General features: G+C 61.0%; 20 protein-coding genes, 1 tRNA gene and 2 pseudogenes. 10 read left to right on the forward strand and 13 right to left on the reverse strand.

Annotated elements, in window-relative coordinates:
• Positions 1-49: 49 nt before the first annotated feature.
• Entirely contained in the window at positions 50-544 is a 495-nt protein-coding gene (locus FMA36_RS13230) for a YaiI/YqxD family protein (RefSeq protein ID WP_159262810.1), read from the reverse strand.
• Between the two features lie 72 nt (positions 545-616).
• Here FMA36_RS13230 and FMA36_RS13235 point away from each other — a divergent pair, with 72 nt between their 5' ends.
• From FMA36_RS13235 to FMA36_RS13240, 3 genes are all read left to right on the forward strand, one after another.
• Positions 617-952: a hypothetical protein gene (locus tag FMA36_RS13235; protein ID WP_159262811.1), complete on the forward strand. Its 336-nt coding sequence runs from the start codon at positions 617-619 to the stop codon at positions 950-952.
• A gap of 341 nt (positions 953-1,293) precedes the next feature.
• Positions 1,294-1,440: a hypothetical protein gene (locus FMA36_RS19195; RefSeq protein ID WP_167370158.1), complete on the forward strand. Its 147-nt coding sequence runs from the start codon at positions 1,294-1,296 to the stop codon at positions 1,438-1,440.
• A 125-nt stretch (positions 1,441-1,565) separates the two neighbouring features.
• A complete protein-coding gene (locus FMA36_RS13240) occupies positions 1,566-1,916 on the forward strand; it encodes a zinc ribbon domain-containing protein YjdM (RefSeq protein ID WP_167518035.1) in 351 nt (116 codons plus the stop codon).
• Positions 1,917-2,340: 424 nt separating this feature from the next.
• Here FMA36_RS13240 and FMA36_RS13245 read toward each other — a convergent pair whose 3' ends face one another.
• The 3 genes from FMA36_RS13245 to ruvX form a co-directional block, all read right to left on the reverse strand.
• Entirely contained in the window at positions 2,341-3,975 is a 1,635-nt protein-coding gene (locus tag FMA36_RS13245; protein ID WP_159262812.1) for a dihydroxyacetone kinase subunit DhaK, read from the reverse strand.
• Between the two features lie 126 nt (positions 3,976-4,101).
• The gene (locus FMA36_RS13250) at positions 4,102-5,025 is read right to left on the reverse strand and encodes an MIP/aquaporin family protein (protein ID WP_159262813.1); all 924 of its coding nucleotides are present in this window, start codon (positions 5,023-5,025) and stop codon (positions 4,102-4,104) included.
• A 164-nt stretch (positions 5,026-5,189) separates the two neighbouring features.
• Positions 5,190-5,660 (reverse strand): Holliday junction resolvase RuvX, encoded by a 471-nt coding sequence (gene ruvX / locus FMA36_RS13255; protein WP_159262814.1) that lies wholly within the window; start codon positions 5,658-5,660, stop codon positions 5,190-5,192.
• 75 nt (positions 5,661-5,735) lie between these two features.
• On the opposite strand from ruvX, the gene gatC reads away from it, so the two are divergent.
• The 4 genes from gatC (at position 5,736) to FMA36_RS13275 (ending at position 9,146) form a co-directional block, all read left to right on the forward strand.
• The gene (gene gatC / locus FMA36_RS13260; RefSeq protein WP_078527604.1) at positions 5,736-6,023 is read left to right on the forward strand and encodes an Asp-tRNA(Asn)/Glu-tRNA(Gln) amidotransferase subunit GatC; all 288 of its coding nucleotides are present in this window, start codon (positions 5,736-5,738) and stop codon (positions 6,021-6,023) included.
• A gap of 1 nt (position 6,024) precedes the next feature.
• Complete coding sequence (gatA, locus tag FMA36_RS13265) at positions 6,025-7,509, forward strand: Asp-tRNA(Asn)/Glu-tRNA(Gln) amidotransferase subunit GatA (RefSeq protein ID WP_159262815.1); 1,485 nt, start codon at positions 6,025-6,027, stop codon at positions 7,507-7,509.
• Positions 7,506-8,954 carry an Asp-tRNA(Asn)/Glu-tRNA(Gln) amidotransferase subunit GatB gene (gene gatB / locus FMA36_RS13270; protein WP_159262816.1) on the forward strand — a complete coding sequence of 483 codons (1,449 nt, stop codon included), beginning with the start codon at positions 7,506-7,508 and terminating at the stop codon, positions 8,952-8,954. The genes gatA and gatB overlap by 4 nt, the downstream gene beginning before the upstream one ends.
• Positions 8,955-9,053: 99 nt before the next feature.
• A tRNA-Ser gene (locus tag FMA36_RS13275) sits at positions 9,054-9,146 on the forward strand.
• Positions 9,147-9,217: 71 nt separating this feature from the next.
• On the opposite strand, the gene FMA36_RS13280 is transcribed toward FMA36_RS13275, so the two are convergent.
• Positions 9,218-9,472 (reverse strand): tyrosine-type recombinase/integrase, encoded by a 255-nt coding sequence (locus FMA36_RS13280; protein ID WP_240906361.1) that lies wholly within the window; start codon positions 9,470-9,472, stop codon positions 9,218-9,220.
• Positions 9,473-9,617: 145 nt separating this feature from the next.
• On the opposite strand from FMA36_RS13280, the pseudogene istA reads away from it, so the two are divergent.
• Together istA and FMA36_RS19305 are read left to right on the forward strand one after the other, a co-directional pair.
• Positions 9,618-10,252: pseudogene (gene istA, locus FMA36_RS19300) on the forward strand (IS21 family transposase); the annotation flags it as partial.
• A pseudogene (locus tag FMA36_RS19305) lies at positions 10,244-10,615 on the forward strand (ATP-binding protein); the annotation flags it as partial. The pseudogenes istA and FMA36_RS19305, both read left to right, overlap by 9 nt.
• Positions 10,616-10,783: 168 nt before the next feature.
• Here the strand turns inward: FMA36_RS19305 and FMA36_RS13290 are convergent.
• Complete coding sequence (locus FMA36_RS13290; RefSeq protein ID WP_159262817.1) at positions 10,784-12,190, reverse strand: coniferyl aldehyde dehydrogenase; 1,407 nt, start codon at positions 12,188-12,190, stop codon at positions 10,784-10,786.
• A gap of 100 nt (positions 12,191-12,290) precedes the next feature.
• Between FMA36_RS13290 and FMA36_RS13295 the strand changes: the two genes are divergently transcribed.
• Positions 12,291-12,899 (forward strand): TetR/AcrR family transcriptional regulator, encoded by a 609-nt coding sequence (locus FMA36_RS13295; RefSeq protein ID WP_159262818.1) that lies wholly within the window; start codon positions 12,291-12,293, stop codon positions 12,897-12,899.
• 30 nt (positions 12,900-12,929) lie between these two features.
• On the opposite strand, the gene FMA36_RS13300 is transcribed toward FMA36_RS13295, so the two are convergent.
• The 7 genes from FMA36_RS13300 to FMA36_RS13330 form a co-directional block, all read right to left on the reverse strand.
• Entirely contained in the window at positions 12,930-13,802 is an 873-nt protein-coding gene (locus FMA36_RS13300) for an energy transducer TonB (protein ID WP_159262819.1), read from the reverse strand.
• On the reverse strand, positions 13,799-14,314 hold the full coding sequence (exbD, locus tag FMA36_RS13305; protein ID WP_159262820.1) for a TonB system transport protein ExbD: 516 nt from the start codon (positions 14,312-14,314) through the stop codon (positions 13,799-13,801). Before exbD ends, FMA36_RS13300 begins: the two co-directional genes overlap by 4 nt.
• Positions 14,315-14,320: 6 nt before the next feature.
• Positions 14,321-15,064: a tonB-system energizer ExbB gene (exbB, locus tag FMA36_RS13310; RefSeq protein ID WP_159262821.1), complete on the reverse strand. Its 744-nt coding sequence runs from the start codon at positions 15,062-15,064 to the stop codon at positions 14,321-14,323.
• Entirely contained in the window at positions 15,061-15,315 is a 255-nt protein-coding gene (locus tag FMA36_RS13315; RefSeq protein ID WP_159263959.1) for a hypothetical protein, read from the reverse strand. Before FMA36_RS13315 ends, exbB begins: the two co-directional genes overlap by 4 nt.
• A complete protein-coding gene (locus FMA36_RS13320) occupies positions 15,315-16,550 on the reverse strand; it encodes a PepSY-associated TM helix domain-containing protein (protein WP_159262822.1) in 1,236 nt (411 codons plus the stop codon). Before FMA36_RS13320 ends, FMA36_RS13315 begins: the two co-directional genes overlap by 1 nt.
• A gap of 210 nt (positions 16,551-16,760) precedes the next feature.
• Entirely contained in the window at positions 16,761-18,488 is a 1,728-nt protein-coding gene (locus tag FMA36_RS13325; protein WP_159262823.1) for a cyclic peptide export ABC transporter, read from the reverse strand.
• Positions 18,489-18,544: 56 nt separating this feature from the next.
• Positions 18,545-21,130, reverse strand: a complete 2,586-nt coding sequence (locus tag FMA36_RS13330) for a TonB-dependent siderophore receptor (RefSeq protein ID WP_159262824.1) — start codon at positions 21,128-21,130, stop codon at positions 18,545-18,547.
• Positions 21,131-21,249 lie beyond the last annotated feature (119 nt).

Genomic DNA, 21,249 nt, shown 5'->3' on the forward strand with positions numbered 1-21,249 from the left:
GGCGGCATTTTTGTTTCAGGTGGCGTGTTGTTTTACGCGCCCGCCGCAATCATGCCGTGGGCGGCACGACAGGCAGCGGCCGCCCGTGCCCAGAAGCGCGTTTGCGGGCCTTGACCACGGCGGTATCAAGTGCGGAGAGAAACGTGGAGCGGTCAGCACGGGTAAAGCCGCGATTGCTCTGGGTCACGACGCCGGTATCCCGCAGGTCGGTCATGAGGTTGCGCACGGCCAGCGCCATGCCGATGGCGTTATCATCAAGAATGCGACCCTTGGGGTCGAGCACACAGGCCCCGCGTGCGACACAGCGCGCGGCCAGTGGAATATCGGCTGATATGACAATGTCATGCGCGGCTGCATGCTCGGCAATCCAGTCATCAGCTACGTCCATGCCCTGTGTCACGACCACGCGCTCGATCAGCGGCGAGGCCGGCACGGCCAGCAGGCTGTTTGACACGACAAAGGTCTGCAGCCCGTAGCGCAGTGCGACGCGATAGGTCTCGTCACGCACCGGGCAGGCATCGGCATCAATGAAAATACGGGTCATGGCATGCCCCCTTCCCTCTGGCGGGCGTGAGGGCATATGAAACGGGCGGGGCTGTTGGGCAGGATGCATGGCATGATCTTTTTCCTATGCCTTGGTGCTGGGCGCTGGCAAGGGAAGGCCATAACGTTTTCTCAAAAACGGTTTTCACATTTCAAGCGATTATTTAAAAATAATGTGTTGATACAAAACGATAAAAGTTTGTGTTGTCGCCTGAGTTCAGACCGGCGGTGTTTTTTGAAGCTTTTTGAAAAAAGCCTTACCAAAAACTTCTTTAATGGGTTGTTTGAACCTGTGCAGGCGGAAGAGAAAAAAATCGGCCACGGATGCGCAACACCCGACCTGCCTGTGCGATCAGTTCCATATCGTGAAGAGCGATGTGTGCGTTTTTACTTCCGCTGGCGTGGGTGATGCGTCAGTATGAAGCTGACAAGCCAAATGGAGGAGGCCGTTATGCGTTACCTCATCGACCATACACGCGAAGGCTTTGGCGTCGCGCTGTTGCTTGGCATGCTGGCTGTCGAGCGTTTTTTCCGCAAGCAGGCTGTCCGCTAGGGCAGCCCCGAACAGACGGACAGGCACCGGATGGAATATCCTTCCCTCCAGCACCGCCATCGCTGCTGCATGCGCATGCGCGAGATGTGCGCCGCAGGCCTGCTGGCGCAGCGCTGCCCTGTTTTCATACGCAACCGTGGTGCGGTCCGGCGGTTTACCCCTCTTGAAAGCCAGAATAGCTGGAGAGGAGAAAACCAATGCGAAACCTTGCGCGGATGATGATGGCTGCTGCCGTTCTGACCTGTCTTGCCGGGTGCGACAAACCCAAGCCCGCCGGTGGTGGTTCGGATGGCGGTGGTGGCCCCGGTGTCAGCACCCATGGCGGCACGGCGCCCCAGCAGTAAGGGGCAGACACCCTCTGGCCTGTCGGGGTTGGCTGCAGCCAGAAAAATCACCTCTGCATGATCCATATCCTTTCTGTCAGGGCCTGCGTGCTTTATGGGCGTAGGTCAGGACAGTAAGGATAATTATGGAAAACGACCTCAAATGCCCCGAATGCGGGTGCGAACATGTCTACCCCGACGGTAGCCTGTGGACCTGCCCGGAGTGCGGGTGTGAATGGAACCCGCAGGACAATGCGGCAGGTACTGCGGATGGGCCTGGCGAGATCCGCGATGCCAATGGCAATGTTCTGGCCGATGGCGATAGTGTTACGGTGATCAAGGACCTCAAGATCAAGGGGGCCTCCTCCGTGATCAAGGGCGGCACCAAGGTCAAGGGTATCCGTCTGGTTGATGGCACGGACGGGCACAATATTGCCTGCAAGATTGCTGGTGTTGGCGCAATCAACCTGAAATCAGAATTCGTCAGAAAAGCCTGATTTTCTGACTGGGGTGGTCATGTATTACGATGGGCCACCCTATCCCTTAATGAATAAATTTCTGTTTCTTGTTTTTCTGATATTATTATAAAAAATAACCTATATTAAGAATGATGGTTCAGGCGTTTGTTTTGCCATTTCCATTGATTATGGTAAAAAATACCAATAATCATAAAATAATTAGCGTGCTCTGCAATCTGAAATATTGCAGGTCCGGTTTTTTTTGGCATTGAAATAAAAAGTAAAGTCAAGGCCATCCTTGCCCTTTTTCCTTCATGACAGGGCGCGCATTGTGGGGGGCTGAAAGGGTGCTTGACGAAGAGAGTGTCAGGGCAAGCACGGGCGCAGGCGGCCGGGCCAGCGTCGTCCCCTGCCCCATAGCCCTTGCGCGGGACGATCCTCAAAAGGCGTCCCGCACGGTGTTTCAGCCAGCCGCGAGCCCTTCAAGCAGGCGGGCCACGGCCTCGGCGCCGGGGTCGGGCACGTTGCGTACATGCTCGCTGGGCACGTAGGCGGCGCGGCCTGCGCGGGCGGTGTCCATGGTGGTAGTGGCATCGGCGCCCTTGCGCGCGGCCAGGGCTGCCTGTTTCAGGCCACCATCTGCAGCCAGCGCCTCAAGGGCGGGGTAAAGCGCATCGATCATGGTGCGATCGCCCGGTTTGGCACCGCCGCATTCCATCATATGGGCCAGCCCTTCGCGCAGGGCTTGCTGCCAGGGCTGTTTGCTGCGCCCTGCCGCCGAGAACATGATGGCAAACAGCACCCCGCTCGAGCCGCCGGCATGCTGGGTCAGGATATTGCCGATGGTGGCCATGAGTTGATGCGGGTTGTTCATGGGCAGGCGGTCGCGCACGGCGGTGATGTCACGTGCGGCACTGGCAAAGGTGGAGCCTGCATCGCCATCACCGATCCTGCCATCGAGTTCGTTCAGCGCGGCCTCGTTGGCCACCAGTATTTCAGCCCCCCGCGCCAGCAGGCTGGCTATAGCCGCATCATGGCTGGGCGTGAAGGGAAAGGCATCGGGCATGGCGGGCATGGGGGCCACGCTGGGGCTGCCAAACGTGGCGATGCCGGGCCACGCCCGTGGCTGGGCCGGAGCCCGCAGGGCAGTGGTAATGGCCTCGTCAAGCTCGATCAGGGTAAGCGAGAAGCCGTTCATGTCCAACGCCGTCATGAGCGGTGCCGGGCCGATCACGTGCGAGATGCGGCGGGCAAGCGGCGTGTGGCTGAAGGATTCCAGCAACAGCGCCATTTCCACCTCCGGCACGGTGCCGAGGTTGTTGAGCACAAGGGCGAAGCGGGTATTACGCACGGTGGTGGGAAGGCTGGCCTCCAGCGTGCTGGCGGCCTGTGCCATCAGGTCATTGGCGCGGGCCACGGCAATGCGCTGCGCCCCCGGCTCACCATGAATGCCAAGGCCAAGCTCGGCCTGATCGGAGGCCAGGCGGCTGGCGCGGGCGGGTTCATAGGGGTTGCAGTCCTCCAGCGCCAGGCCGATGGTGCGCATGCGCTTCGTGCCGTCGCGCACGAATTCGGTCACGTGTTCCAAAGACCAGCCCTGTGCCGCACCATAGCCCGCCAGCTTGTGCGCCAGCACCGTGCCCGCAACACCGCGCGGGGTGGCCGAACCCGGCAGGGCGATGTCATCGCCCACGATCACCATTTCCACTTTCTTGCCCAGCGCGCGGGCACGCTCGGCGGCGAGGCCGAAGTTCAGCCGGTCGCCGGTGTAATTCTTGACCACCAGAAGGCAGCCCGCCTCTCCTGTTGTTGCCAGGATCGCGGCCAGGATCGCATCAACGCAGGGAGAGGCAAACAGCGCACCACACACCGCCGCAGTCAGCATGCCATGGCCCACAAAACCCGCATGCGCAGGTTCATGCCCGGATCCACCCCCCGAAATGACCGAAACCTCGCGGCGGTCGATCTCGCGGCGCATGATCACGCAGGTATCGGGGTAGCCATCCAGGCGGCACAGGTGATGGCCCGCGCTTGAGCGCAGGAACCCGTCCAGCGCTTCGGTTACAACGGTTTCGCGCGTGTTGAAAAAACGCTTCATTCTTATGCACTCTCCCTCGGCAGCCCATGGCAGGCATGGCGGCGCGGCACTATGGCCGCTAATCCTCCCGTAGCAAAATAACGGAATATGTCACGTGTGGGTTGCGCCTTGCGCGGGCCTGCCGGTTCAGGCCGGTCCGGCGCCGGGGGGCACATGGTCGGGATCATCGGGGTGGTTGAGCTTGCGGTGCGGATCATCAAGCCCCGGCACGCGGCCATGGTGGCCAAAATTGACCAGACGCGCCTCAAGCAGGTGCAGCTTGCCCAGCAGGTTCATGCGGATCGCCATGACCGCAAGCGACGCCCCGGCAAAGGGTCCTACCACATAAATCCACAACCCTGACCATTGTCCCGCGAACAGTGCCGGGGCCAGCGTACGCGCAAAATTGACGCTATTGCCAGAAAGCCATGCCGTAATCGGGTTAAGCACGAGAAAGAACAGCCCGCCCGACCATGGCGTGATGAACTTCCATCGCGGGTGGGCCGCCAGCCAGTACAGCATGGCGATCAGCGCTGCGGTCACGAACATTTCCGACCACATGGCCCACCAGATCGAGATATGGCCATACGGCACGGTGGCACCATAATGCACCGCTACGGCCATGTTGCCCCACCATGCGATCAGCCTGCCGGCTTCGTACACCACGGCCGTGCCCAGAAAGGCGCCGATCACCTGCGCGATCATGTAGTTCAGCGCATCCACCCCGCCGATGCGTTTGGCGAGCGAGAACGCCAGGGTTACGGAGGGGTTGATATGCGCCCCGCTGACCTTGCCGAACGGCGTCATGGCCGCCGCCGTGCCTGACAGGCCAAAGCACAGCCCGCACAGCGCGGTCTGGATATAGGGATGGTGCATGAGCACAGCCCCGAGCGGGCTGGCCGGCGCGCTGAGCACGATGACCGCGCTCAGGCCGAGGATCATGAGGATGGCGGTGGCGATCGCCTCGCAGAAATACAGCTTCCAGTGAAACAGGTTGTGCGGGTGCGGGTCGCCTGCCAGCGGGCGGTCGTGCACATGAATATGAAGGTACGGCAGGTGTGGCAGGCGCATGGCCGGGCATCCTTGTTTATGCAACATGGGTCCGGCGAAAGAAGCGTGTGGGAGGGGTCACGTCCCGGTGCGCGCCGGTGGTGGGGCCAGCATAGCAGCCCCCGCACCGCCGGGGTCCGGGTTTGGCACAATCCAGTCATGCCATCACGAATTCGAAAGTGCCCCTACCCTTGCGGGATCGACGCATCAAGGGCGGCCTGTAATATGTAAGCCGCCGCCATCTGGTCCACCACCGCGCCCCGGCGCTGGCGCGTCATGTCGGCCTCCGCGATCAGGAAGCGGTTCACGGCGGAGGAAGAAAGCCGTTCATCCCACATGGCCGCAGGCAGTCCGGTCATGTCAGACAGGTTCAGCGTCCAGTCCCGCGCCGCCTGAGCGGCGGGGCCAAAGCTGCCATCAAGCGACAGTGGCAGGCCCACCACCAGGCCGCCCACATCCTGCGCGCGGGCAATCTGGCTGATTTCAGCCGCATTGACCGACAGTTTGCCGCGCCTGAGCCCCATATGTGGGGAGGCCAGCATCAGCCCCACATCGGACAGGGCGATGCCGATTGTCTTTTTGCCGGGGTCAAGGCCAAGCAGGCGCTGGTCGCGGCGCAGGCCTGCGCGGAGATCGGATATGTTGAACAGGGGCATGGTCGGGGGTATGTTCCTCAGCGGTCCTGCGCCGCAGGATATTCTGCCCCTGTTCTGATGGAAAGTTATTGCTTCATGTCGCTTGATCCCGCGACCGTCCGCCGCATTGCCAGACTGGCACGGATTGGTATTGACGAGTCTGATGTTCCCGCCCTGCAAGGGGAGCTTAACGGGATCCTCGGTTGGGTCGAGCAGTTGAATGAGGTCGATGTCGAGGGGGTGACCCCCATGGTCGGCACGGGTCATGCCGCCCTGCGCACGCGCCCGGACGTGGTGACCGATGGCAACTGCCGCGATGCCGTGCTGTCCAACGCGCCTGACGGCGTTGGCCCCTTCTATACCGTGCCCAAGGTTGTTGAATAAAATGAGCCTGACCGAACTGACAATCGCCGATGCCGCCAGCGGCCTGCGTGCGCGCAAATTCAGCGCCGTGGAGCTGGTGCGCGCGCATACCGACGCCATCGCCGCGCTCAACCCGCGCCTGAACGCCTATATCACCACCACTGCCGATGGCGCACTCAAGGCAGCGCAGCAGGCGGATGAAGTGCTGGCCAAAGGCGAGGCCCGCAGCCTGACCGGCATCCCGCTGGGCATCAAGGACCTGTTCTGCACCAATGGCGTGCGGACCACGGCGGCGAGCAATATCCTCAAGAACTTCGTGCCCCCCTACGAAAGCACGGTCACGGCCAACCTGCTGCGCGATGGCGCGGTGTTCGTGGGCAAGACCAACCTTGATGAATTCGCCATGGGGTCAGCCAACATCACCTCTGCCTTCGGCCCGGTTGAAAACCCATGGAAGCGCAATGGTGATGACGCGGCGCTGGTGCCCGGTGGCTCATCGGGCGGATCAGCCGCCGCCGTGGCGGCAGGGCTTGCCATGGGCGCAACCGGCACTGATACCGGCGGGTCCATCCGCCAGCCTGCCGCCTATTGTGGCATTGTGGGGCTCAAGCCCACCTATGGCCGGTGCAGCCGGTTTGGCACCATTGCCTATGCCTCTTCGCTCGATCAGGCAGGGCCGATGGCGCGCAGCGTGCGCGACTGCGCCATCATGCTCCAGTCCATGGCCGGTTTTGACGAGCGTGACAGCACCAGCGTTAATTGCGACGTGCCGGATTATTCCGCAGCCATAGGCCGCAGCCTCAAGGGGCTGAAGGTGGGCATCCCCGCTGAATACCGTGCCGAGGGCCTGTCTGCCGAGATTGAAACAGCATGGCAGCAGGGCATTGAATGGCTCAGGGCGGCAGGCTGCGAAATTGTGGATGTGTCCCTGCCCCACACCAAATATGGCCTGGCCACCTACTATATCGTGGCCCCTGCCGAGTGTTCCTCCAATCTTGCCCGCTACGATGGCCTTCGTTTTGGTGAGCGCGTGCCAGGTGAGACGCTTGATGCCATGTATGAAGCGACCCGCCGCGCGGGCTTCGGCCCCGAGGTGCGCCGCCGCATCATGATGGGCACCTATGTGCTCTCGGCTGGTTATTACGATGCCTATTATCTGAAGGCCCAGAAGGTTCGCACCCTCATCCGCCGCGACTTTACCGAGGCGTTCCAGAAGGTGGATGTCCTGCTCACCCCCACCGCGCCCACCCCTGCCTTCGCGCAGGGTGAACAGAGTGATGATCCGGTCCAGATGTACCTGAACGATATTTTCACCGTGCCCGCCTCCATGGCTGGCATGCCCGCCATGTCCGTGCCTGTGGGGCTCGGTGCGACCGGTCTGCCGCTTGGGCTGCAGCTTATCGGCCGCCCGTTTGACGAGGAAACCCTGCTGGCGACCGGCAGCGCGTTGGAACAGGCTGCAGGCTTCACCCACCGTCCTGCCATCCGTGCGGAGGCCGCGAAATGACCTACACGATCGAAGGCAAGACCGGCGCTTGGGAAATCGTGGTGGGCCTTGAGGTCCATGCGCAGGTCATCAGCCACTCCAAACTGTTTTCCGGCGCATCAGCCTCCTATGGCGGTGAGCCGAACACACATGTGAGCCTGGTCGATGCGGGCTTTCCGGGCATGCTGCCGGTGCTGAACCAGGAATGCGTGGCCCAGGCCATCCGCACGGGGCTTGGCCTGCGCGCGCGCATCAACCTGGAAAGCCGGTTTGACCGCAAGAACTACTTCTATGCCGATCTGCCCACGGGCTACCAGATCAGCCAGTTCACACACCCGATCGTGGGTGAAGGCACGGTCGAGATCGAACTGAGCGATGGCACCGTGCGCCACATCGGCATCACGCGTCTGCATATGGAGCAGGATGCGGGCAAGTCGATGCATGACCAGGACCCTGCCCGCTCCTTCATCGACCTCAACCGGGCTGGCGTGGCGCTGATGGAGATCGTGAGCGAGCCGGATATCCGCTGCCCGGAGGAGGCTGGTGCCTACCTGCGCAAGCTGCGCCAGATCCTGCGCTATCTGGGCACGTGCGATGGCAACATGGAAGAAGGCTCGATGCGTGCCGACGTGAACGTGTCGGTGCGCAAGGCGGGCGAGCCGTTCCGCACGCGCTGCGAGATCAAGAACGTCAATTCGATCCGTTATGTGATGCACGCCATCGAGGTCGAGGCCACGCGCCAGATCGAGGTGTGGGAAGATGGCGGCGAGGTGGATCAGGAAACCCGCCTGTTCGACCCCGCCCGCAACGAGACCCGCTCGCTGCGTAGCAAGGAAGACGCGCATGATTACCGCTACTTCCCCGACCCTGACCTGCTGCCGCTGGTCGTGGATCAGGCCTGGGTGGACGAACTGGAACGCGGCCTGCCCGAACTGCCTGATGACAAGCGCGACCGCTTCGTCAAGGAATATGGCATCCCCCGCTACGATGCCAGCGTGCTGGTGGCCGAGCAGGCCATTGCCGATTATTACGAGGAAGTGGCCAAGGGCCGCGATGCCCGCCTTGCCGCCAACTGGGTGACGGGCGACCTGTTCGGCGCGCTCAACCGCACTGGCCGCGCCATTACCGACAGTCCGATCTCGGCCGCAGCACTTGGTGGCATGCTGGATCTGGTGTCGGACAAGACGATCAATGGCAAGATCGCCAAGGAAGTGTTCGAGGACATGCTCGAGACGGGCGACAGCGCTGCCGCCATTGTCGAGCGCAAGGGCCTGAAGCAGGTGACCGACACCGGCGCGATCGATGCCGCTGTAGCCGATGTGATGGCTCGCAATGCTGACAAGGTAGAAGAATACCGTGGCGGCAAGGACCGGCTGTTCGGCTTTTTTGTTGGCCAGGTGATGAAAGCCATGGCGGGCAAGGCCAATCCGGCCATGGTGAATGAAGCCCTGAAAAAAGTTTTGTAAAAACGGGCTTTAACGCATTTTAGGGCTATGCAGGGCCGCTCCAACACGCTAGAAGCAGCCCTGCAAACGCCGTGTTACTTATAATGCGCGCTCTTCGGCGGAGGGGTGGCCGAGTGGCTGAAGGCGGCGGTTTGCTAAACCGTTATACGATGTCAAGTCGTATCGAGAGTTCGAATCTCTTCCCCTCCGCCAGAACTTATTGAAAAATAAGCAGAAATTACCAATCGCCCTACGGGGCGCTTTGGTCGTTTTGGGATGGTTTTTCAGGCCATTGTGGGGGATTTTGTGGGGACCCCTTCAAAAATCTGCTCAGCCTGGAACTGGACACGCTCCTGTTCCTCCACGGCCAGGAAGCCCAGATAGTTCTGTTCGGTCACCTTCACGGAACTGTGTCCGAGATGCCGGGACAGACGATAGATATTCCTCCCTTCCTTCAGCCAGCGCACCGCAAAGGCATGCCGCAGGCCATGCACCCCGAAGCGCCGGAATAGCGGGTTGTCGCGTAGGATGCGCCGCATAACCTGGGCATGGTTTGATGAGAAATTGGCGAATGTTGATTTTCACTGAGAACTGACCCGGATAGGGCGGAAATTTTCATCGAGATTTGACCCATGCCTTCACACTCCCCGGCAGCATCTGCTGGGGGTTTGAGGAGTGATTGACATGGCGCTTTTGAGTGTGATCCGTCGGTGGCACTGCCGGGATCATCTTCCGATCCGCGAGATCGAACGCCGGACGGGACTGTCACGCAATACGATCCGGAAATATCTCCGGGCAGAGAGTATTGAACCGCGGTTCCAGGTCCCCGAACGTCCCGGCCGACTGGACCCGTTTGCTGACAGGCTGAGGGGCTGGCTGGTCCTGGAAGCCGCCCGATCACGCAGGAACCGGCGCACGGCGCGGCGACTGCATGAGGATCTTGTGGCACTGGTTTATGATGGATTCTACGGACGGGTGGCCGCGTTCATCCAGCAGTGGAAACACGAACAGCACCAGGCACGACAGACAGCGGGTCGGGGTGTTTTCGTGCCCCTGTGCTTCCAGCCCGGGGAAGCCTTTCAGTTCGACTGGGGCGAGGACTGGGCGGTCATTGCCGGGCATCGCGTCAAGCCGCAGATTGTCCACACCAGACTGTCCTTCAGCCGGGCCTTCATACTCAGGGCCTATCCCCTGCAGACCCACGAGATGCTTTTTGATGCGCTTGCCGAGGCCTTCCGCGTACTCGGTGGCGTGCCGCGGCGGGGTATTTTTAACAACATGAGACCGCCGTGGACCGGATTGGCTCGGGCAAGGCGCGCTTCTGGTCAACGGTCGACCTGGTCAATGCGCTCGAACATGAAAAGACCGCCAGCCGCGCCGGACAGATTGCCGACAGGCTGCTCCGCCTGGATCTCGTGATCCTTGATGAACCTGGTTATCTTCCCTTCAGCGCATCTGGTGGCGCCCTGCTGTTCCATCTGCTCAGCCACCTCTACGAGCGCACCAGTGTCATCATCACATTCAGTGAATGGGGCGATGTCTTTGGTGACCCGAAGATGACAACGGCGCTCCTCGATCGGCTGACCCATCACTGTCATATCTCCGAGACAGGAAATGACAGCTACAGATTCCGCGCCAGCACTGCCGCGCCAAAAAACACAAAGGACAGATTCTCTTCGTGACTGCCCGCCCGACTATGCCTGAAACAGCATCTGGCTGGGTCAATTCCTGATGAAAAACCGGGGCAGTTCTCAGTGAAAATCAACAATCCAGCGGCACGAATTGTGGTGCCCAGGCAGGAAATCGCCGCGTCAGCGCCTGATGGGGCCACAGTCTGTAATGTCGCGTCGTCATCGCAGGATCAGATTGGTGATGGTGTCGGTAAACCTGCCGAAGGGTGGCTGAAGCAGCGTTGCCGCATTGAAACGCCCCTGTCGGTATACACCACGGGCATGTGTGAGTGCCATGAAGCCTTCTTTTCCATGGTATGCCCCGATGCCACTATCCCCCACGCCACCAAACGGCAGGTCGTCCTGCACATAATGCATCAATGTGCCGTTGATCGTCACGTTTCCTGAAACCGTGTTCTTCAACACCCTGTCGCGTTCAACGCGGTTGTCGCCAAAATAATACAGGGCCAGGGGGTGGGGCCGCGCGTTGATGAAGGCAATCGCTTCATCAAGGTTCCTGTAGGTCAGCACAGGCAGGACAGGCCCGAAAATCTCCTCCTGCATGACCGCCATCTGGGGCGTGACGTCCAGCAGCAGCACGGGGGCCAGGACGTGATCCGTAGCTGAATCACTTCCCAACCGGATAACCTGTGCCCCCTGAGCTTCGGCATTATCGATAAGACCGCTCAGCCGCTCGTAATGATGCGTGTTGATAATGGCCGTATAATCAGGCGACCCGGCGTAACCGCCCGGATGCAGCTTTTTCACGGCGTCCTGATAGGCTGCGGCAAAAGCGTCCCTGTCGTTTTCATGCACCAGCACATAATCCGGTGCGATGCAGGTCTGCCCGGCATTGGTCAGCTTGCCGAATGCCACGCGGTCCGCCACCCGCTGCATGGAAAAACCGGGCGCGATCACCAGCGGCGACTTGCCGCCCAACTCCAGTGTGACCGGCGTCAGATTGCGTGCCGCCGCCTCAGCAACCTTCTTTCCAATCGCCGTGCTGCCGGTAAACAGGATATGATCGAAAGGCAGGGCCGAGAACGCGGCCCCCACTTCGTCATTGCCAGTCACGACAGAAATCTGCTCCGCCGGAAAAATGGCCCGAACGATTTCGCCGATCACCGCTGATGTAGTCGGTGTGAATTCCGACGGTTTGAGCATGGCTCGGTTGCCAGCCGCAATCGCTGTTGCCAGCGGCACAAGGGCAAGCGAGATCGGATAGTTCCACGGCGCGATAATGCCCACGACACCCACCGGTTGCCGGATCACCCAGGCACGACCGCACTGGAAATAGGCCGAGACGTGGCGGCGCTGCGGCTTCATCCAGCACCCCAGATGGGCGATCATGTAATTGATCGACTGCACTAGCGGGATCAGTTCCACGATGGCGCTTTCCCGTTCCGAGCGCTGGCCGAAATCTGTTTTCAGCGCGCGCACGATCTCGGTGCGCCGCTTCAGGATCTCAGCCTTCAGCCGACGCAGATCGGTCCGGCGCTGTTTTAGGTCGGGTGGCCCGGCATTCAGGAACGCGGCACGCTGCCGATCGAGAATATGGTGCAGGTCAGCTGGGGTGACATTGGACATCACGTCCTCCATGTTTACAGGAGAAACTTATGCAGGCAGGATAGGAAGCATGACGATCTGGTGTCAATGAAAGTTTCTTGTGTAAACATGGATCTCACGAATGAGTGAAACCAAGGACCGCCCCTACCATCACGGTGATCTGCGCCGCGCCCTGATCGACACGGCGCTGGACATGCTGGCCACGGACCAGAACTGGGCCTTCACCCTGCGGGAAGTAGCGCGGCGCACGGGTGTCAGTCATGCAGCGCCCTACAAGCATTTCCGTGATCGTGAGACGTTGTTGCGCGAACTGGCCCGGATCGGCTTTGTCAGACTTGGAAAGAATTTGACCGAGGCCATATCGCCGGACCTGTCTTCCACGCGCGCGCAATTCGTGGCCGCGGCGCAGGCCTGTATCAGGTTCGCCTGCCAGAACCCCGGCCTTTACCGGCTGATGTTCAGTTCCGATGCCGACAAGACGATAGACCCGCCACTGCATGACGCAGCCATGCGCACCTTCGGGATTCTTCTGGGCCTTTTGGAAAGGGGACAACGCGACGGCAGCTTCCGCCCGGTTGCCGTCAGTGCTTTGGCAGCGGCAGGCTGGGCACAGGTGCATGGCCTGGCCATGCTGGCGATCAGTAACCAGTTGCTTGAAGAAAAGGTCGGGTCAGCGCCGGTCCCGGCCGCACTGGACGTGTTGCTGGATGGCATGGGCTGCAGCGATTGATTGAACTAAATGCCTATTATCCATTAATGGTCAGTTATGGTGGAGATAGAATTCCACCGGAACAGTGAGTGTTATGAGTTCGCCTGCGACACTGTCCGGCGGGATGGGTAGCGGCTGGGCACGTTTGGGCAGGGCAATGGCTTCCTGATCCAGCAGCGGATGGCCGGAAGAGCTGGCGAGTGTGACGGAGAGCACATGGCCCTTGCGGTCCATCGAGAAGGTTACGGTGGGCACGCCCTCTTGATGGTCGGCCATGGCGTCGGATGGGTAACGCTTGAACTTTTCAAGCTGCGCCAGCAAAGCCCCCTGCCAGGTGACCGGGTCGTGTGATGCCTTGGAGGACGACGCACCGGGAGCAGGAGCCGCCTGTGTGGGCGCGGGCGGCGCTTCCGAGGACGGCGGTGCGGTTGTCGCTTCGGCGGGCGGCGTCTTGTCCGGGATGGGCTTCTTGAGGTTCGGGACCGGCTTGCTCTTTTTGACGATCTTGCGCGGTTTTTCCGGTTTGGGCACCGGCACCGGCGGATTGGGCGCGGGCGATGGCGGAGCCGTGATCTTGGGCGGCTCGACCGGTGTCGGATCGGGGATGGACTGCGTCTGTTTCGGGCCGATCGGTGCGTCCGTGGGCGGGGTCGGTGTCGAGACGGGTTCCGGGGCCATGTCGATGGCGATTGCGGCAGGCGGCAGTTCGGGCACGGCCATGACCGGCGGCGGCAGGCGCATGACCCACCAGATGCTGCCGCCAGTGACCGCCAGCACGGCAAGGAAGGACAGACCCCAGCGGATGGCGTCATGCCGCCGGGCGAGACGGGCCTGACTTCGCTGCCAGTCGGCGAAGGACGGTGAAACCGTATCCTGCGTGGCGTCTGTAGCCCCTGTCGTCGCCATGTCAGCCGTGCCGCTCACGGTGTCGCTCCGGACGCAGGCGCGGCGGGAGCAGTCGGTGTCGCAGAAGACGCGCCACCACCAGCTGGAACTGGCGTCGTCCCGGCTTCGCTGCCTTCTTCCTGTCCCTGCAGGTTGACGAGCGCGACCTTGAGGTATCCGGCAGACCGCAGCTTATCCATCACCCCCATCAGCGTGCCGTAATCCACCGTTTTGTCGGCACGCAGGAAGATCCGCTCGTCTTTGTTGCCTTTCGTCGCGGTTTCCAGGGCTCCGGGAAGCGCATCGGTGCTGATGTCGTCCTCTCCCAGCGCCAGCCCATGATCGGCCTTGACGGTGAGGAACACAGGATCATCCGGACGCGGCGTCGGCTTTTCGGTCGAGGACGGCAGGTCCACCGGCACGTTCACCGTGGTTAGCGGGGCGGTGACCATGAAGATCACCAGCAGCACCAGCATCACGTCGATGAACGGCGTGACATTGATCTCGCTCGCTTCATGCGGGCTCTCATTGGTGTGGCGCATACGGATCATGGCGGATCACTCCGCCGCTGCCGTGCGGACATCGCGCGCCTGCGAACCAAGCCGCACGATATTGCCCTGCGCCATCAGCATCTGCGTGCGCCCCAGATCACGCGAGACCAGCCGCATCACCAGTGCGGTGAGGTCCGCCACCTGCGCGCGGCACGAGGCGGTCTGGCGGGCGAGATGGTTGTAGATCACCACGGCCGGGATGGCCGCGACCAGACCCAGCGCTGTTGCCAGAAGGGCCTCGGCAATGCCGGGGGCCACGACGGCAAGGCTGGTGGCCTTGCTGGCGGCTATGCCGGTGAACGAGGTCATGATGCCCCAGACCGTGCCGAACAGACCGATGAAGGGCGAGGTCGCGCCAATGGTGGCCAGCACGCCGGTGCCGCGCAGCAACCTGCGGCCCTCGGCGGCCTCAAGGCGTTCGAGATGCAGGACGATCCGTTCCTTCAGCCCCTCGCCGTCATCGGGAATGTCGGCAGAGCGCCTGCGCTCGGTCTCGGCGGCCATGACCAGCGTGTGGGCGATCGACGAATTTCCGCGCGTCCATTCCTCGCCAAGGTCCAGCGTATTGGCGTCTTCCAGCGACTTTTCGGCTTTCTGGAGCTTGAGGCGCACGCGCAGCAGTTCGACCGACTTGGCGATGAAGATCGTCCAGGTCAGCAGCGAAGCTGCGGCCAGCAGGATCATGACGCAGCGGACCACCGGACCGGCATTGAGGAACATGTCCCACGGAGAGAACGAGATCGGGGTCATGACTGACCTCCTTTGACAGACGGCGTACGGCGCCACGCCCGGATCAGGCAGATGACCGTAACGATGAGGGGAATGGAAAGGGCGGCCCATGACAGGGCCAGCCAGATACCGTGCTGGCCCAGCAGGGCGGACAGCAGGCCAAAGGCGGTGAGCAGACCCAGCGCGATCGGCCATGGCCAGACGGCGACGGAAGAACGCGGTGCCGGAACAGGAGGAAATGACATGGGTTGTTCGGGAGAGACGGCATTCATCATGTGCGCTCCGCCAAAGCAGCCACGCCGTCCGCATCATCCAGATCGTAACCCAGCGCCCGCAGGCGGGCATCGGTGGCGATCCTGCGCTTGCCTGCCCACAGCACCAGACCGCTGACCAGCACCCCGATCACCACCACATCGAGCAACGCCCAGAGGATACGCAGCGGCATGCCGCCATAATCACCGAAATGCAGCGGGCGGGAGAATTCGAGGAAGCGCAGATACCACGGCATGGGATACGCCCCGGTCAGCTCGCCCGTGCGTGCATCGATCAGAACCGGTGTAAACAGCCGGGCGCGCAACGGTGTCGCGCCACGGGTCCAGAGCACGTAATGCACCGGGCTGCCGAAGGAGGCGCCGGGGAAAGACAGGCCGGTCACCTCATTGCCGGGAGCGGCTTTTGCCGCCGTGTCGAACGCGGCCTGCACCGAGGACAGATGGTCCTGCGACGGCACCGGCAGGTTGGCGTAAGGGCGCAAAATCTGCCGCACGTCCGTCACACGCCACAGGCCGAACAGCGGGGTCTGAAGTTCGTTGACCAGCCCCGTAAAGCCCACCACCGTTGCCCAGACCAGTGTGGCGGCCCCCAGCAGGTTGTGCAGGTCGAGCCATGTCAGGCGCGAGGCCCGGTCACGCCGGACCGAGCCGAACGGCAGCCGCTTCATGAACCGGCCATAAAGCACCGTGCCGGACACCAGCGAGGCAACGAAGGCACCGCCCATCGCGCCCATGAACAGCGCACCGGGAAGGCCCGCGAACAGGTTCATGTGCAGGCGTGTGCAGGTGCCAAGGATAATGCCGGTCCATGTCCGTGGCTCTTTCGGGGCATCGGTGGGGCGGGACTGCTTGATTACCCCGGCTGTGCGGGCATCGAACTTGATCCAGTGACCGGAATGACGGTCTGGATGGTTCTCGTCGTCCTTCAGCGCCTGCCAGCTTGGGGCCATGGAGATCAGCACAGCCGGTTCATCATCATCGGGTGAAACATTGGTGATGATCTGGCCGGGGTACAGCGCACGCGCCTTCTCCACGATGACGTCCAGACTGGCGTTCGGCGTGCCGGGCGGCAGAACCTCATAAGGTGGGTCATCGTCGCCGACGAAAATGTCCCATATCTGCTCGGAAAACAGCATCGGCAATCCGGTTACGCATACGATCAGAAGGAAGATGGTGCAGACAAGGCTGGTCCACTTATGAACGCTGAACCACCGACGAAGGGCGCGGGGCGTCATGTGAACCATAATTTCAATAATGATTGTGAGAATGAGTTGCAAGTAAATTCTGCACTGACCCCAGCCTGTTTCATTGCGTCGTGCCCCTGACTGCGCCGAAAAAAAATCAGCAGGCGTCCAGTCCTGTTGTCCTGCCAGCGGACCGGCCTGAATGTTGCCTCTGTTATAAGGACGATCCAGCAGCGGATTTTTTCATAAAAAACCCGGTTTTTAATATGATTGGCGGACCATGGTGCCTTTTCCCGATGGATCGCGTCCCTGCGCCCGCATGGCGTGCCTCCCCTGCCCCATTTTGGTTGGGTGGCTGTCGGTCACGATGCGCCCTTCCTCAAGGTGGATGATATGGTCAGCCGTAGCGAAATAATGATCATCATGCGAAATGACGATCAGCGTTTGCCCCGCCGCTTTCAGTTCAGGCAGGATTTCAGTGTAGAAAACACGGCGGAAAACCGGGTCCTGATCGGCCGCCCACTCGTCCAGCATCAGGACTGGCCGGTGTTCGGCAAGCGCCTGTACCAGCGCCAGACGCCTGCGCTGGCCGGTGGAAAGGTCGGTAGTGCTGAAATGACCCTGCTCCAGCCTGACCTTATGGGCAAGGCCCAGCCGTTCCAGCCAGCGTGCTGCAAGGGCCACGGTCCGTGCATCTGGGTGCAGCAGGTCGTCAAACAGGAAATAATCCGTGAACACCGTTGCAAAAAGCTGGCGGTATGCGGCGGCGTTTTCTGCCGTAACCGGAACGCCGTCACACAGCACGGCGCCCTTCGTCGGCGCATACAGGCCGAGCAGCAGCTTGACCAGCGTGGTCTTGCCCGCGCCATTGCCCCCCGTGATGAACACGATTTCGCCATGGCGGATGATCAGGTCCACCGGCCCCAATGTGAAGCCGGGCGTGGCCATGCCGTCAGGCTGGCAGGTCGCGCCGTGCAGGGTAATGGCATGGTGGAAGGCAACCGCATTTTCCGCATTCAGGGCAGGTAGCCTGCCATCGGGCAGGTCGGCAGTCAGCTCGGCAATGCGCTGCAGGGCAATTTCGGTCTCGGTCATGGCTGGTAGCGCCTGCAAGAGCCGTTCCAGTGGCCCGCGTGCATATAGCAGTACCAGCACCGCGCCACTGGCGGCAGGGGTAGACAGTCCCGTAAGAAAACGTGTGCCCAGCAGCAGGGCCACGGTCAGGAAGAACAGGGCTTCATGAACGGAATCAAATAGCCAGAACCGCCGCATGGCCGCGATTTTCAGCGCTGCGATACGGGATGCTGCCCCACCCAGCAGGGTATGGCGCACATGGTCGCGCCGCATGTGATTGAGCTGCAGTTCCCGCGCCCCTTCGGTAATGGTGCGGTACTGGTTTTGCAGCCTGTCTTCCATGCTGCGGATTTCGCGGTAATCAGACCGCCATCGGCGCCGACGCCAGATCGTCAGCGCCACGCCGCAGGCAAAGGACGCGATTACGATCAGGCAGGCTGGTGGCGACAGAACGGCCAGATAGATCACGCAGGCCAGCACCACCGCAAAGGAGACGACATAGCCCGAGAAATTGAAGGTAAACGCACTGACGGTGCTGATATCGCCATTCAGGATGGCCAGCATCCGGTGCGGTTTATGCCGCTCCAGCGTGGCAAGCGGGGTGGCCAGCACGCGGGCTGCAACCTCCTGGCGCAGGTGGGTGATGATTTTCTGCCCCGCAGCGCTGTTGCCGATTCCGGCAAGGGCTGATCCCGCAATGGACAGCACGCACAGCCCCGCAAGGTTCAGCGCCAGGGATGCGTTCAGCCTGTCTGGTGCATGCAGGGCGTTGTTGATCCCGGACAGCAGCCATGCGCTTGCAAGCCCCCCTGCCGTGCCGACAAGCGTCGCCCCCAGTGTTACAGGCCATAACGGGCGTTGCAGACGCCACAGGACACGTAACACGCCAGTATGTGAAGACTGCATGCGGTTCATGACGGGCACCTCCTGCAGGAAATGACGATGGGATGAACCGTTCTTTCAGCCTGTTCTTACCAGCTATAGCTCAGGTTGCCGTAAACACGCCGACCCTGCCCGATATAGCACGAGTAGGTCCCCCCGCATGAGGTGATGTAATATTTGTTGGTCAGGTTGGAGACGGAAAGCTGCCCTCGCAATCCCTTCAGGATGGGCGTGGCCTGCCCGAAATCGTAATGCGCGCCGATATCGAACAGGGTGTACGCGGGGACCTTGAAGCTGTTTACGTCATCGGAATAGGTAAAGCCGTTATATCGCACGCCGCCATTGATGCCGAAGCCCTTGAGGAAACGCGTGGGTAGCGTGTAATCCAGAAAGGCGGAAGCCATGTTGCGGGGAATCCCCTCGCCTATGTATTTTCCTTTTTCTGATATCGTACCGCCTGTGGTGCCGTTGGCATATTCCTGCGTATCGCTCAGGTTGGTGCTGAGATAGGTCGCGGCGTCATAGGTGTAGGATGCCATGAAGCGCAGGTCGCGGGTGAAGTTGGCATTGGCCGAAAGCTCGAAGCCCTGTGAGCGTACACGCCCTGCATCGGCCGAAAAATTCGGGTGGTCGGGGTCGGTAATCAGGTAATGGTCCTCCTCGATCCGGAAAGCGGCGGCCTGTAGAAAGATTTTCTGGTCAGGTGACTGATATTTCAGTCCTGCTTCAAGCTGCTTGCCGGTCAGCGGCGGAAACAGGTTACCCTGCCAGTTGCGCGAACTCTGCGGCACGAAGGATGTGGAATAGCTGAAATACGGCGCCAGGCCGAATTTGAACTGATAGACCAGCCCCGCGCGCCATGTGAAGGCCGCCTGCGGCCGTGGCAGGGCACTGGTGCGGGTATAGGTGTAGGTATGGGTGGCGTTCTCGTTGCTCGTCTGCGCGGTATAGCCATGATAGTTCACCCAGTCCTGCCGGCCGCCAAGGATAACGGACAGCCCCTTGTATTTAAGCTGATCCTGAAAATAGATGCCTTCCTGAAAATAGTTCTGGTGGCTCTGATATCCGCTGACAAGACATTTGGAGGAATGGATGTCCATGCAGGGCACGTAATTGCTCTGCGGATTATAGACATTGACCAGCGTATACCCATCAAGGCCGGGATAGCCGTTATTGCCTGGCGTATCATCGGTGAGCGAACTGTCCCGGCTGGTATACTGCCGAAAATCTGTTCCCACGATCCAGGTATTCTTTACGGGACCGATTGGCAGTTTACCACCCACGCGCGTATCGAGTCCGATGGTGGTGCTGGGCCAGTTGGTCTCGACCGGCGCGCGGGAGTATAGCTGGTCGGTCACCATGCCTTCGCCGCGCATGAGCGTCTTGTTACGAAACTCCGAGCTTTCAAAACGCATGGTCTGGCTGAAATCGATCCAGCGGTTGAAGGTGTGCCTGAACTGGTATTCAAACATCGCATCTGTCTGGCCGGATTCATTCCAGTTCCTGTCACCCAGAAAACGGCTGCGGGGAATGCGGCCATAACCGTTGGTATTGAGCAGCACGCTGGGCGGAAGCTGCGTCATGTTGATGCCATCGCCAGGCGTGTACATATAGCTGCCCAACAGGGTCAGTGAGGTTTTATGGTCAATATCCCACGTAATGGAGGGCAGGACGCCCACGCGGTGGTAGTCGATGTTATTGGTCTGCGTGCCCTGGGTTACGCCAATCCCGGCAATACGGTAGCGCACGTTGCCAGACTTCGTGACCCGGTCGCTGACATCGAACGTGGCCTCATACCGGCCCCAGTTGCCAAAGCCAAGGGTGACATTGCGCAGCGGCGTGTCGGTCGGCTTTTTCAGGGACATGCCGATCAGGCCGCCCGGCGTGGTCTGGCCATACAGCACGGAGGCCGGTCCGTTCATGACCTCGATACGTTCAAGGAACGCGGTCTCCCCCGCGCTGTTGGAATATGACCGGATGCCATCGACAAACTGCGCGGTGGCAAAGCCGCGCTGCACGATACTGCCATTATTGTATCCACTGCCCACGCCATTGGCGAAGCCGCCCAACCCCTCCACATGCACGCCTGGGGTGTAGCGCAGCGCCTCCATCACGTTCTGGGGTTGCTGGTCAATCATCTGCTGTTTGGTGATGACGTGGATCGAGTTCGGTATCTCGATGATGGGCGTGTCGGTCTTTGACCCGGTCAGGGTATTGGTGGCTACGTAGCCTACGCCGGGTCCGGTGGCACTTTCATGCGCCACCGTGCCGCCCACCCGTACGGGGCCCAGCGTAATGCTGGCGATCGCGGATTTCTGGATGTAGAATGCGCCGTCCCGGCTGGAAAATGTCAGTCCTGTCCCACCCAGCAGTCGCCCGATTGCGTCCGGCACCGAAAACGTGCCGTTCAGGGGGGCGACCGTGATATTCGGTATGCTGTCAGCAGCAAAGATCAGGCGTACGCGGGCCTGCGTGCCCAGATCCACCAGCGCATCACGCAGGGGTTTCTGCGCGATGTGGAAGGACAGGACCGTGCTACTGTTGACCCCGGCGGATGGTGCGGCCAGCGCACCCGCACATGTCAGGCTCCCGTGTGTGGAAAGGGCCACTGCTGTCAGCAGGATATGACGGAATCGGTTGCCTGTGGCGGTGGGGGTATCAACGCTTGCTGCCATGGAAATGTTGCCTGCTGTCTTGCAAATGCGAATTAAGATCAATTCGTCTCACAAAACATGACGGCCTACGCCAGCGGAACTTAATAGCGATTGCACGTTCAGGGAATTTTTTGCAGGTC

This window comes from Komagataeibacter xylinus (assembly GCF_009834365.1).
In the GTDB taxonomy this organism is placed as follows: domain Bacteria; phylum Pseudomonadota; class Alphaproteobacteria; order Acetobacterales; family Acetobacteraceae; genus Komagataeibacter; species Komagataeibacter xylinus_D.

Excerpts from the sequence above, each read along its gene's own strand:
- FMA36_RS13230 (WP_159262810.1), bottom strand. The coding sequence starts at position 544 with ATGACCCGTATTTTCATTGATGCCGATGCCTGCCCGGTGCGTGACGAG.
- FMA36_RS13235 (WP_159262811.1), top strand. The coding sequence starts at position 617 with ATGATCTTTTTCCTATGCCTTGGTGCTGGGCGCTGGCAAGGGAAGGCC.
- FMA36_RS19195 (WP_167370158.1), top strand. The coding sequence starts at position 1,294 with ATGCGAAACCTTGCGCGGATGATGATGGCTGCTGCCGTTCTGACCTGT.
- FMA36_RS13240 (WP_167518035.1), top strand. The coding sequence starts at position 1,566 with ATGGAAAACGACCTCAAATGCCCCGAATGCGGGTGCGAACATGTCTAC.
- FMA36_RS13245 (WP_159262812.1), bottom strand. The coding sequence starts at position 3,975 with ATGAAGCGTTTTTTCAACACGCGCGAAACCGTTGTAACCGAAGCGCTG.
- FMA36_RS13250 (WP_159262813.1), bottom strand. The coding sequence starts at position 5,025 with ATGCGCCTGCCACACCTGCCGTACCTTCATATTCATGTGCACGACCGC.
- ruvX (WP_159262814.1), bottom strand. The coding sequence starts at position 5,660 with ATGCCCCTGTTCAACATATCCGATCTCCGCGCAGGCCTGCGCCGCGAC.
- gatC (WP_078527604.1), top strand. The coding sequence starts at position 5,736 with ATGTCGCTTGATCCCGCGACCGTCCGCCGCATTGCCAGACTGGCACGG.
- gatA (WP_159262815.1), top strand. The coding sequence starts at position 6,025 with ATGAGCCTGACCGAACTGACAATCGCCGATGCCGCCAGCGGCCTGCGT.
- gatB (WP_159262816.1), top strand. The coding sequence starts at position 7,506 with ATGACCTACACGATCGAAGGCAAGACCGGCGCTTGGGAAATCGTGGTG.
- FMA36_RS13280 (WP_240906361.1), bottom strand. The coding sequence starts at position 9,472 with ATGCGGCGCATCCTACGCGACAACCCGCTATTCCGGCGCTTCGGGGTG.
- FMA36_RS13290 (WP_159262817.1), bottom strand. The coding sequence starts at position 12,190 with ATGTCCAATGTCACCCCAGCTGACCTGCACCATATTCTCGATCGGCAG.
- FMA36_RS13295 (WP_159262818.1), top strand. The coding sequence starts at position 12,291 with ATGAGTGAAACCAAGGACCGCCCCTACCATCACGGTGATCTGCGCCGC.
- exbD (WP_159262820.1), bottom strand. The coding sequence starts at position 14,314 with ATGATCCGTATGCGCCACACCAATGAGAGCCCGCATGAAGCGAGCGAG.
- exbB (WP_159262821.1), bottom strand. The coding sequence starts at position 15,064 with ATGACCCCGATCTCGTTCTCTCCGTGGGACATGTTCCTCAATGCCGGT.
- FMA36_RS13315 (WP_159263959.1), bottom strand. The coding sequence starts at position 15,315 with ATGAATGCCGTCTCTCCCGAACAACCCATGTCATTTCCTCCTGTTCCG.
- FMA36_RS13320 (WP_159262822.1), bottom strand. The coding sequence starts at position 16,550 with ATGACGCCCCGCGCCCTTCGTCGGTGGTTCAGCGTTCATAAGTGGACC.
- FMA36_RS13325 (WP_159262823.1), bottom strand. The coding sequence starts at position 18,488 with ATGAACCGCATGCAGTCTTCACATACTGGCGTGTTACGTGTCCTGTGG.
- FMA36_RS13330 (WP_159262824.1), bottom strand. The coding sequence starts at position 21,130 with ATGGCAGCAAGCGTTGATACCCCCACCGCCACAGGCAACCGATTCCGT.